This is a genomic window from Pseudomonas sp. GD04058 (assembly GCF_029836855.1).
GTDB classification, from domain to species: Bacteria; Pseudomonadota; Gammaproteobacteria; order Pseudomonadales; family Pseudomonadaceae; genus Aquipseudomonas; species Aquipseudomonas bharatica.
Map to the genome: position 1 here is coordinate 1 of NZ_JAOECN010000027.1, position 12,215 is coordinate 12,215.

The window sequence follows — 12,215 nt, forward strand, 5'->3', positions numbered from 1 at the left end:
AGCCAGCTCCCACAGGGATCGCGTGCACCGCTGAACCTGTGGGAGCTGGCTTGCCAGCGATGATGCCCCCGCAAACAACAAAAATCCTTGCCTGACTACCCGATACACCTGCCCCACAAGGGCTACGCTCAACTCAGCCAATACCCGGCATTCAACCCGGTTTTTCACATTCGACCAATGAACTATCTGGTTAATTAGCTAGCTAAGCGTATAATCGCCACCGCATTCACACAGCGAGATACCCGGCATGACCCCTCAACCTCAGGCCTCCGGCCTAAGCAAATTCATCCTGATCGGGCTGGGCGTGATCATCGCCCTGCTCGGCCTGGCCCTGGCGGCGGGCGGTGTTCGCCTGACTACCCTGGGTGGCAGTTGGTACTTCCTGATCGGCGGTGCGGCCATGGCCGTGGCCGGCATCCTCATTGCCCTGCGCAAGCCGGCCGGTGCCTGGCTGTTCGGCGCGTTCCTGGTGGCCACGGCGATCTGGGCGCTGGTCGATACCGACCGCAGCTTCTGGCCGATGTTCTCCCGCCTGTTCATGTTCAGCGTCATCGGCCTGGTGGTCGCGCTGGTGTACCCGATGCTCAAGCGCGCCAGCGGTTCGAGCGGCGGTCGCGGTGCCTACGCTGTCGCCGGCGTACTGGCCATTGGCGTGGTATGGGCCGTGGCTAACATGTTCGTTGCCCACCCGACCGTAGCAGCCAAGGGCGATGGCCCGGCACTGACCCCGGTGGATCCGGCCAAGGCGCAGAAGGACTGGGCGCACTATGGCAACACCGAGGGTGGCAGCCGCTTCGCCGCGCTGGACCAGATCAACCGCGGCAACATTGACAAGCTCAAGGTGGCCTGGACCTACCGCACCGGCGATATCGCCATCAGCGACGGCAATGGTGCCGAGGACCAACTGACCCCGTTGCAGATCGGCAACAAGGTGTTCATCTGCACCCCGCACAACAACCTGATCGCTCTCGATGCCGATAGCGGCAAGGAGCTGTGGCGCAACGATATCAACGCCCAGTCCAAGGTCTGGCAGCGTTGCCGTGGCCTGGCCTACTTCGATGCAAGCCAGCCGATCGTGCAGCCGACCCAGCCGAACAGCATCCCGGTGATCGCGGCCAGCGTGCCGGCAGGTGCCGCCTGCGAACGTCGCCTGCTGACCAACACCATCGACGGCCGCCTGATCGCGGTGGACGCCGATACCGGCGCCTTCTGCGAAGGCTTCGGCAACAACGGCCAGGTCGATCTGAAGGCCGGCCTGGGCGATGTCCCGGACTCCTACTACCAGCTGTCCTCGGCACCGCTGATGGCCGGGACCACCGTGGTGGTCGGCGGACGTGTCGCGGATAACGTGCAGACCGACATGCCCGGCGGCGTGATCCGCGGCTTCGACGTGATCACCGGCGCCATGCGCTGGGCCTTCGACCCGGGCAACCCGGAGGACAAGCAGGCCCCGGCCGACGGCAAGACGTACGTGCGCAGCACGCCCAACAGCTGGGCACCGATGTCCTACGACGCGGCGATGAACACCGTGTTCCTGCCGATGGGCAGCTCGTCCACCGACCTCTATGGTGCCGAACGCACCCAGTTGAACCACAAGTACGGCGCCTCCGTGGTCGCCCTCGACGCCAGCACCGGTGCCGAGAAGTGGGTCTACCAGACCGTGCACAACGACCTCTGGGACTTCGACCTGCCGATGCAGCCGAGCCTGATCGACTTCACCAAGGACGACGGCAGCCAGGTTCCGGCCGTGGTCATCGGCACCAAGGCCGGGCAGATCTACGTGCTCGACCGCGCCACTGGCCAGCCGCTGACCAAGGTCGAGGAAGTCCCGGTGAAAACCGCCGACATTCCTGGCGAGCAGTACTCGAAAACCCAACCGCGCTCCGTGGGCATGCCGCAAATCGGCGCGCAGACCCTGACCGAGTCGGACATGTGGGGCGCCACCCCGTATGACCAACTGCTGTGCCGCATCGACTTCAAGAAGATGCGCTACGACGGCCTGTACACCGCGCCGGGTACCGACCTGTCGCTGAGCTTCCCGGGCTCGCTGGGCGGCATGAACTGGGGCAGCCTGTCGACCGACCCGGTCAATGGCTTGATCTTCGTCAACGACATGCGCCTGGGCCTGTGGATCCAGATGATCCCGTCGGCCAACAAGGGCCAGGCGGCGGGCGGCGGTGAAGCGTTGAACACCGGCATGGGCGCGGTACCGCTGAAAGGCACGCCCTATGCGGTGAACAAGAACCGCTTCCTGTCGGTTGCCGGCATTCCGTGCCAGGCCCCGCCCTACGGCACCCTGACCGCCATCGACATGAAGACTCGCCAGGTTGCCTGGCAAGTACCGGTCGGCACCGTCGAGGACACTGGCCCGCTGGGTATCCGCATGCACCTGCCACTGCCGATCGGCCTGCCGACCCTTGGCGGCACCCTGTCGACCCAGGGCGGCCTGGTGTTCATCGCCGGCACCCAGGACTTCTACCTGCGCGCCTTCGATAGCGGCAACGGCAAGGAAATCTGGAAAGCCCGCCTGCCCGTCGGCAGCCAGGGTGGCCCGATGACCTATGTGTCGCCGAAAACCGGCAAGCAGTACGTGGTCATCACCGCTGGCGGCGCACGCCAGTCCACCGACCGCGGCGACTACGTGATCGCCTACGCCCTGCCTTGACCCTCTCCAGCGCCCGCCCTCGCGGCGGGCGCTCGCGTTATCCCGGAACTACCGATATGTCTTCTTCCCCGCGTTACCTTCCCGTCGCTCTGCTGGGCGCTTGCCTGCTGCCCTCGTTCGCCTTCGCCGATTCGACCCTGACCGGCGACTGGGGCGGCCTGCGCAGCCAGATGGACGCCGACGGCATCCGCTTTACCGGCGACTACAGCGGCGAGAGCGTCTACAACACCCACGGCGGCCTCAAGCGTTCGGCGCGCTACTCGCAGAACCTCAAGCTCGGCGTGCGTTTCGACCTGGACAAGCTGCTCCAGGCCGACAATGCCGGCGTGGTGCAACTGACCATCAACGATCGCCGCGGCAACGACGGCTCCGGCGACCTGGTCGGCAACCGCCTGCCGCTGCAGGAAAACTACGGTGGCCTGTACACCCGCCTGACCGAACTGAGCTACGAACGCACCCTGTTCACCCCGGACCTGGACGTCAAGCTCGGCTACATGGCCATGGGCAATGACCTCGGCGGGCTCGACAGCGGCATCCTGTGCAACTTCATGAACGCCGGCTTCTGCGGGCATCCGCTTAACATGTCCGGCGGCAGCGGCTGGACCAACTACCCCAATGCGCGCCTTGGCGTGCGGGTGAAGTACAGCTTCGATCCGGCCTGGCAACTGCGCGTCGCGGCCTTTGCCGTAGACCCGGAAAGCAACGGCAACTCCAGCCGCGCCTGGAACATCACGCCCAAGCACAAGACCGGCACCGTGGTGCCGGTGGAGCTGGTGTACAAGAAGCTCGACGGCCTGCCGGGCGAGTACAAGGTCGGCTGGTACTACGACAGCTCCGATGCCAAGCGTATCGGCAGCAACGAGGAAGTCGCCGGGCGTGGCGGGCACTACGTGCTGCTGGACCAGGCGGTATGGCAGGCATCCGACCTCAAGGGCCAGACCCTGCATGTGTTCGGCCAGGCCGCCGCAGCCAGCTCGGCGGCGTCGCCGTTCAGCAAGTGGTACAGCACCGGCGTGGTGCTCAAGCAGCCGTTCGCCAGCCGGCCGAACGATACCCTGGCGCTTGGCTTCGGCCGGGCCGTGCCGAACCCGCGCAGCCGCGAGGTTCAGGAGCAGAATGCGCTGGCCAATGGTGAAGACTTCCCGAACCTGGGCAATGCCGAGCGCCTGATCGAGCTGAGCTATGGCTACCAGGCGACGCCCTGGCTGACCTTGCGCCCGGATGTGCAATACATCATGGAGCCGGGGGCGTTCTCCGGCGCTGATATCGATAACGCGCTGGTGGTGGGCTTGCAGGTGAAGGCAGCCCTATAACCCGTGATCTTGCCGATGGCCCGCGATGAGGCCATCGGCAGCATCCTCGCCGCACCGAGCCGCCTGCCCGGCCCGATCGTCTACAGTTGCCTGAAGCCCACGCCCCGCGAGCCCTCATGGCAATCCACAAACTGGCCCGAACCCATCCGCGCCTTTCCGCCGCTGCCGTCCTCGGTGTGCTCGGCGGCCTGCTCCTTCCTGCCGGCGACACGATCCAGCACATCCTCGCCGGATGGAACATCGCCGTATGGATCTACCTTGCCCTGATCCTGCAACTGACCTTCAAGGCCGGCGCCGACAAGGTCCGACGCATCGCCGAGGAAGAGGACGAGAACGCCGCGCTGGTGCTCTTCGTGGTCAGCATCGCCGCCGTTGCCAGCTTGGCCGCGGTAACCCTGCAACTGGCCGGCAGCAAGGACCTGCAAGGCCAGGCGCGGCTGCTGCACTACGCCTGGACCGGCTTGACCGTGGCCGGCTCCTGGCTGTTGATCGGTACAATCTTCAGCCTGCATTACGCGCGGCTGTTCTATACCGGCGCCGGCAAGGAGCCGCTGCTGCGCTTTCCCGACGGCGAGCTGCGGCCCGACTTCTGGGATTTCCACTACTTCTCGTTCACCATCAGCGTGGCCGTGCAGACCTCCGACGTGGGCATTGGCGGCAAGCGCATGCGCCGGGTGGTGCTCCTGCACTCGCTGATCGGCTTCCTGTTCAACACGGCGATCCTCGGTTTCACCGTGAACATCGCCGCCGGCCTGTTGAGCTGAAGCCCGGCGCTTGCCGCCGGTCGGAAAACATGGATCCACTGTGCGTCGACATTACGTCGCGCAACCCGGCAAACCGCGCCGCAAGCGGCGAAAAAAACGTTTGCGCAAATCCCCGGGCGTTCCGGGAATGTGACCACCGTCATGGAACGGTAAAAAGCATCGGGAATTATTGCTTTTCACCCAAAGCAATACTGCTATGGTTAGCCTCTGGCCGGAAAAGGCCTACAACTTTGGTCGAATTCATTCAGGGTTATCGTCGCGCGATACAAGGAGGCCTGCATGAACAAGTTAACCTTCCCCGGCGCGTGCCAGATGATGCGCTGGCATTTTCACCCGCTGGGCTTCGAAGCAAGCATGGACGCGCCGCGCAGCATGGTCGCGCGGTTGTTCGACCGGGCCACCGGTGAAACCCTGCTGGCCATCGCCGGCATCCCCTGCTCCACCGTCATGGCCGCTCACGATGTCGAGCGGATCATCGAAGCGGTGGAAGACGAACTGGAAGCCTTCCAGCCGTCCTGCGCCCTCAAGCGCTCGGCCTGATTCCCCGCATCAGGCCTCAGGCCCCTGCCCGGGCCACCCGCATCTTCTCTATGTTCTTGAGAAAAGCCTCGGCCGGCATCGGCTGGCCGAGCAGGTAACCCTGCAGCGAATCGCAGCCCAGGCGGGTGAGGAAATCCTGCTGGCGGTCGGTTTCCACCCCTTCGGCAACGATGCGCAGGCCCAGTGCCTGGCCCAGGGCGACGATCGCCGAAACGATCGCCGCGTCGTCGCTGTCCTGCTCCAGGTCGCGGACGAAGCCGCGGTCGATCTTCAGTTCGTTGGCCGGCAGGCGCTTGAGGTACATCAGGCTCGAATAGCCGGTGCCGAAGTCGTCGATGGACAGATCCACCCCCATGTCCGACAGGCGTTGCAGCACATGCAGGCTGGCATCGGCATCGTGCATGGCGGTGGTTTCGGTGATTTCCAGGGTCAGGCTGTTGGGCGCCAGTTCATTGCGCTGCAGCGCAGCGGCAACGCTGTCCACCAGCCCGGCGTGGCAGAACTGGATGGCCGACAGGTTGACCGCGATGCGCCAGTCGGTGAAGCCCTGGTCGATCCACTCGCGCATCTGCCGGCACGCTTCCTCCAGCACCCACTCGCCGATGGGAATGATCAGGCCGGTCTTTTCCGCCAGGGTGATGAAGCGGTCCGGCAACAGCAGGCCGTGCAGCGGATGCTCCCAGCGCACCAGGGCCTCGGCGCCGACCGGGTGGCGGCCGATGGCGTCGTACTTGGGCTGGTAGAACAGGCGGAACTGCTTTTCCTCCACCGCCGTGCGCAGGTCCTGAAGCAACTGCAGTTGCAGGCGCGCGTTGCTGTTCATCGACACGTCGAAGAAGCTGTAGCCATTCTTCCCGGCGCTCTTGGCGTGGTACATGGCCGCGTCGGCGTTGCGCAGCAATTCGTGCTGGTCGGCGCCGTTGCCGGGATACAGGACGATGCCGATGCTCGCCGAGATCTGCAGGTTCTGCTCGGCCACGCGGAACGCCCGGGACACCAGGTTGACCTGCTTGGCGGCCACGTTGACGGCGTCGTCCGGGTCGTCCAGTTCCACCAGCAGGACGAACTCGTCACCGCCGATCCGCGCCAGGGTGTCCTGGCTGTGCAGGTGGCCACGCAAGCGCACGGCCACTTCCTTGAGCAACTGGTCGCCGGTGTGATGGCCAAAGGCGTCGTTGACCGGCTTGAAGCCGTCCAGGTCGATGAACATCAGGGCGAACTGGCCCCCATGCTCGACGACCTTCTTCATGGCCTGGTCGATGCGGTCGGCCAGCAAGGTGCGGTTGGGCAATCCGGTGAGGGTATCGTGCAGGGCCAGTTGGGTCAGTTCCTGGTTGGCCAGGGTCAGGGAGCGCGCAAGCTCCGCGGTGCGGGCTTCCAGGCGCGCGTCGAGCACCGAGGTGAGCAGCGCCACCGACAGCACGGCAAGGGTGGTGATCAGCACCAGGTAGTCCAGCCCGTCGCCATTGAAGCCGGTTTCGAAGGCGCCGCAGAAACTGCCTTCGGGGAAATTGGCCGCGGCCATGCCGGTGTAGTGCATGCCGACGATGGCAATTCCCATCACTACCGCCGCGCCGCCACGTACCTGACGCACGTACGGGGTGTTGCGGCGCAGGCGGAAGGCGATCCACAGCGCCGCCATCGATGCGCCAACCGCAATCAGCAGGGACAGGCCGAACAGCAGCGGGTCGTACTGGATGCCCGGCTGCATGCGCATCGCCGCCATGCCGGTGTAGTGCATGCAGGCGATACCGGCGCCCATGATCAAGGCGCCCAGCAGAAGCATGTGCAGCGGCAGGCTGCGCTGGCTGACCAGCCACAGGGCGAAGCCCGAGGACAGGACGGCGATGACCAGCGACAGCAAGGTCAGGGTGACGTCGTAGCCCAGCTGGATCGGCAGGCTGAAGGCGAGCATGCCGATGAAGTGCATCGACCAGACGCCCATCCCCATGGCCATGGCACCACCAGCCATCCACAGGTACACCGCACGGCCCTTGGCGGTAGCCAGGCGCCCGGTCAGGTCCAGGGCGGTATAGGACGCCAGGATCGCCACGCACAGGGAAATGACAACCAGGGAGGGGGAATAACTGCCGTTCAGCATCGAGCAATCCAGGACGGAAAAAAAGCGCGGGCAATGTGCCAGCGCAAAAATCCGATGATTGTACTCAAGCTTTTGGGAAACGCACGGAGTTTTACCTGGCTACTGATGTATGGAGAGGCTGATGGCCTCATCGCTGGCAAGCCAGCTCCCACAGGGACCGCTGAACCTGTGGGAGCTGGCTTGCCAGCGATGAGGCCCAGAAGAACAACCGGGATTTATTCCTGCGCTGCGGTCATCTGCCCATCCCAACCCCCGCCCAGCGCTGCTATCAACTGGACACTGGCCACCAACCGGCCCTGCAACAGGTTGAGTACGCTGCGCTCGTTGCTCAGCGCTGTGGTCTGCACATTCACCACGTCCAGGTAACCGATCAGCCCGGCCTTGTACTGGTTCTCGGTCAACCGCAGGGATTCCCGCGCCGACTCCAGCGCTTCCTGGCGCACCACCGCCTCATCGCCATACACCTTGAGCTGCACCAGGTAGTTTTCCACCTCGCGGAAGCCATCCAGCACGGTCTGGCGATACTGCGCCACGGTCTGGTCGTACACCGCTTCGGTACGGTCTACCTCGGCCGAGCGCTTGCCCGCGTCGAACAGGGTCATGGCCAGGCTCGGCCCTACCGACCAGAAGCGGTTGGGCAGGCTGATCCAGTTGCTGAAAGTGCTACTGCTGTAGCCGCCGTTCATGCTCAGGCTCAAGTCCGGGAAATAAGCGGCCCGGGCCACGCCGATATTGGCGTTGGCGGCCATCACGTTGCGCTCGGCGGCGGCGATATCGGGACGGCGCTCCAGCAACTGCGACGGCAGCGACAGCGGAATCTGCGGCAGGGCCGGGATAGTATCGGTGGCGGCCAGGGAAAACTCCGCCGGCACCTTGCCCAGCAACACGGCGATGGCGTTCTCGTACTGCGCACGCTGCCAGACCAGATCCACCAGGTCCGCCTCGGTGGTCTTGAGCTGGGTTTGCGCCTGGGCGACCGCGTCCTTGCCGGACACCCCGGCCTGGTACTGGTTCTGGGTCATCTTCAGCGAACGCTGGTACGCCGCCAGGGTCGCTTCGAGCAGGCGCTTCTGCTGGTCGATCACCCGCAGTTGCAGGTAGTTCTGCACCAGTTCCGACTGCTGGCTCAGGCGGATCGAGGCCATCTCGGCAAAGCTTGCCTCCGCGCTGGCTTCGTTGGCGTTGAGCCCCTCGCGCAGCTTGCCCCACAGGTCGATTTCCCAGCTCACCCCCAGTTGCGCGCTGTAGGTGTCGCGGATCCCGCTGCTGTTGTTGCTCAGGCTGGAGCTCGAACTCCCGGTGCCCTGGCTGGAACGGGTCTTGCCGGCGCTGAGATCGAGGCTGGGGAACAGCGAGGCCCGCGAGCTGCGCACCAGGGCCTGGGCCTGGCGGTACTGGGCCTCGTACTGGCGCACGGTCTGGTTGTTGGCATTGAGTTCGGCGACCAGCGCGTTGAGTTGCGCATCGCCATACAGCTCCCACCAGGCTCCACGGGCCAGGGTGTCGGACGGCGTAGCCTGGGTCCAGCCCTCGGCATGCTTGAACGGCACGTCGGTGTGCATGGCCGGGCGATGGTAATCCGGGCTCAGGGTGCAGGCGCTGAGCATCGCCACGCACAGGCTGGCCGCCAGCAGGCGCGAGCCACGGGCCCCGAGCAGGCGCATCAGCGAAGAATCGGAAAGAAGCAGGCGTTGGCTCATAGCGGGGTTTCCAAAGCGGCATCGGTGCGCACGCCGCGCCAGCGGTTGAAGCGGTGGCGGGCGCGGTCCAGGTAGAGGTAGACCACCGGGGTGGTGTAGAGCGTGAGGACCTGGCTGAAAACCAGGCCGCCGATGATGGTCAAGCCCAATGGCTGGCGCATTTCCGAGCCCTCGGCATTGCCCAGCAACAACGGCAGGGCACCGAGGATCGCCGCCAGGGTGGTCATCAGGATCGGCCGCAGGCGCAGCAGGCAGGCGCGGCGAATCGATTGTTCGGGGTCCAGGCCCTCGTGGCGCTCGAGTTGCAAGGCCAGGTCGATCATCAGGATGGCGTTTTTCTTCACTACACCAATCAGCAGGAACAGCCCCAGCAACGAGATCAGGCTGAACTCGCCACCGGTGACGTACAGGGTCAGCAAGGCGCCGACGCCCGCCGACGGCAGGGTCGAGAGGATGGTCAACGGGTGAATGTAGCTTTCATAGAGAATGCCCAGCACCAGGTACACCAGCACCAGTGCGCCGAGGATCATCAGCGGCTGGCCCTGCTGGGTCTTGACGAAGGCGTTGGCATTGCCACCGAGCTTGGCGATGACGTCTTCGGGCAAACCGACCGCGGCCACCGCGCGCTCCACCGCCGCCAGGGCTACGTCCGGGGTGTAGCCCTCGGCGATATCGAAGGAGATGTCCTCTGCGGCGAACTGCCCTTCGTGGCTGACCCGGTCATCAGCCAGGGTGTTCTCGTAACGGGCGAAGGTGGACAAGGGCACCCGTGCGCCGTCGGCAGTGATCACCTGGACTTGCTCCAAGGTGCTCGGGTCCTGGGCGTACTTCGGATTGATCTCCATCACCACCTGGTACTGGTTCAGGCTGTCGTAGATGGTCGAGATCTGCCGCTGGCTGTAGGCGTTGTTGAGCACGGCGGTGACCATGTTCATATCGATGCCCAGGCGCTTGGCCTGGTCGCGGTCGACCACCAGGGTCACCTGCTGGGTGCCGCCGCCGTCGCGGGCGTCGATGGCGGTCAGTTCGGGCAGCGCACGCAGGGCCGCGACCACCTTCGGGTACCAGCTGCGCAATGCCCCCAGGTCACCACTTTGCAGGGTGTAGAGGTACTGCGAGGTGGTCTGGTCGCGACCGCCCCCGCCCAGTTGCAGGTCCTGGTCGGCCTGGAGGAACAGGCGTCCGCCGGGCACCAGGGGCATTTCCTTGCGCAGGCGCTCGATCACTTGCTGGGCCGACAGCTTGCGTTCCTTGATCGGCTTCAGGCGCACCAGGACCATGGCGTTGTTGGTGCCACTGTTGCCGCCAATGAAGCCGGCCACGCTCTGCACCGCCGGATCGGCGAGCAAGGCTCGCCGGTAGATATCCATCTTCGGCTGCATCACGCTGAACGACAGGCCGTCGTCACCGCGCACGAAGCCCATCAACTGGCCGGTGTCCTGCTGGGGCATCAAGGTCTTGGGCACCACCACGTACAGGGCGATATTCACCCCGATGGCGACGAACAGGCTGAGCAGGGTCAAGCGCCGATGACGCAGGGCCCAGCCGAGGCTGCGGTCGTAACCGGCGACCATGTGCTGGTTGACCCGCTCGCTCCAGCGTTGCAGGCGGGTCTGCCCCGCCGCCGGGTCATGAGGCTTGAGCCAGCGCGAGCAGAGCATCGGGGTCAGGGTCAGGGACACCACCAGGGAGACGATGATCGCCGCCGCCAGGGTGATGGAGAACTCGCGGAACAGGGCGTTGACGATGCCGCCCATGAACAGGATGGAGACGAACACCGCCACCAGCGAGACGTTCATCGACAGCAGGGTGAAGCCTACCTCGCTGGTTCCGAGATAGGCCGCGCGCAGGGGCGGCTGGCCGTCCTCGATATGCCGCGAAATGTTCTCCAGGACCACGATGGCATCGTCCACCACCAGGCCCGTGGCAAGGATCAGCGCCATCAGCGACAGGTTGTTCAAGGAAAAACCGCACAGGTACATGACCGCGAAGGTGCCCACCAGCGACACCGGCACCGCCAGGGTCGGGATCAGCGAGGCGCGGAAATTGCCGAGGAACAGGTACACCACCAGCACCACCAGGACCACGGCGATCAGCAGGGTGTGCTCGGCTTCCTTGAGGGTAGCCTTGATCACCGGCGAGCGGTCCATGGCGATGTTCAGGGTAACGCTGGACGGCAGCAGCGATTGCAGGGCCGGCAACTGCTCCTTGATCTGCGCCACGGTCTCGATGATGTTGGCATTGGTCTGCCGGTTGATCACCAGCAGCACCGCTTCCTGGTCGTTGAAGAAGCCGCTGTTGTAGCGGTTCTCCACGCCGTCGCTGACCTTGGCCACATCGCTCAGGCGCAGCACCGAGCCGTCCTGGTAACGGATCACCAGCGGTTCGTAGTCCTTGGCCTTTTCCAGCTGGTCGTTGGCCCGCACCTGCCAATTGCGCCCGGCGTCCTCGATAAAGCCCATGGGCCGGCGCTGGTTGGCCGCGGCCACGGTCTCGCGCACGTCTTCCAGGGCCAGGCCGTACTGGGCAAGCATCTTCGGCTGCAGCTCGATGCGCACTGCCGGCAGCGAGCTGCCGCCGATCTGCACCTCCCCTACCCCGGCCACCTGCGACAGGCTCTGCGACAGGATGGTGGACGCCAGGTCGTAGAGCTGGCCCTTCTGCAACACGTCGGACGTCAGCGACAGCACCATGATCGGTGCTTGCGACGGGTTGATCTTCTTGTAGGTGGGCATGCTTTTCATGCCGCTGGGCAGCAGGTTGCGCGCGGCATTGATGGCCGCCTGCACTTCCCGCGCGGCGCCGTCGATATCGCGGTCCAGGTCGAAGCCGAGGATGACCCGGGTCGCGCCCTGGCTGGAGCTGCTGGTCAGGGTGGTGACCCCGGCGATGGTGCCCAGCTTGCGCTCCAGCGGCGTGGCCACGGTCGCCGCCATCACCTCGGGGCTGGCTCCGGGCAGGCTGGCCGAGACCACGATCACCGGAAAGTCCATCTTCGGCAACGGCGCCACCGGCAGCAGGCCGAAGCTCACCGCACCGAGGAGCATGATCGCCAGGCTCAGGAGCATGGTCGCCACCGGGCGACGGATGAAAGGCGCGGAGAGGTTCACGACAGGCTCCCGCTCATCACGG

The 12,215-nt window shown here is 65.1% G+C and carries 7 protein-coding genes; 4 read left to right on the plus strand and 3 right to left on the minus strand.

The features are described from left to right. The first annotated feature begins 247 nt into the window (after positions 1 to 247). The 4 genes from N7650_RS19890 (at position 248) to N7650_RS19905 (ending at position 5,282) form a co-directional block, all read left to right on the plus strand. Positions 248 to 2,665, plus strand: coding sequence for a glucose/quinate/shikimate family membrane-bound PQQ-dependent dehydrogenase (locus N7650_RS19890; protein WP_009400319.1), 2,418 nt, complete (start codon positions 248 to 250; stop codon positions 2,663 to 2,665). 56 nt (positions 2,666 to 2,721) lie between these two features. After that, complete coding sequence (locus N7650_RS19895; protein WP_009400320.1) at positions 2,722 to 3,978, plus strand: carbohydrate porin; 1,257 nt, start codon at positions 2,722 to 2,724, stop codon at positions 3,976 to 3,978. Positions 3,979 to 4,094: 116 nt separating this feature from the next. Then, complete coding sequence (locus tag N7650_RS19900; RefSeq protein ID WP_009400321.1) at positions 4,095 to 4,742, plus strand: DUF1345 domain-containing protein; 648 nt, start codon at positions 4,095 to 4,097, stop codon at positions 4,740 to 4,742. 279 nt (positions 4,743 to 5,021) lie between these two features. Beyond that, entirely contained in the window at positions 5,022 to 5,282 is a 261-nt protein-coding gene (locus N7650_RS19905; protein ID WP_009400322.1) for a DUF1652 domain-containing protein, read from the plus strand. A 16-nt stretch (positions 5,283 to 5,298) separates the two neighbouring features. Here N7650_RS19905 and N7650_RS19910 read toward each other — a convergent pair whose 3' ends face one another. From N7650_RS19910 to N7650_RS19920, 3 genes are all read right to left on the minus strand, one after another. Beyond that, positions 5,299 to 7,383: an EAL domain-containing protein gene (locus tag N7650_RS19910; RefSeq protein WP_279899669.1), complete on the minus strand. Its 2,085-nt coding sequence runs from the start codon at positions 7,381 to 7,383 to the stop codon at positions 5,299 to 5,301. A 215-nt stretch (positions 7,384 to 7,598) separates the two neighbouring features. Then, positions 7,599 to 9,083: an efflux transporter outer membrane subunit gene (locus tag N7650_RS19915; RefSeq protein WP_009400324.1), complete on the minus strand. Its 1,485-nt coding sequence runs from the start codon at positions 9,081 to 9,083 to the stop codon at positions 7,599 to 7,601. Further along, positions 9,080 to 12,193, minus strand: coding sequence for an efflux RND transporter permease subunit (locus N7650_RS19920; protein ID WP_279899672.1), 3,114 nt, complete (start codon positions 12,191 to 12,193; stop codon positions 9,080 to 9,082). Before N7650_RS19920 ends, N7650_RS19915 begins: the two co-directional genes overlap by 4 nt. Positions 12,194 to 12,215: the final 22 nt, after the last annotated feature.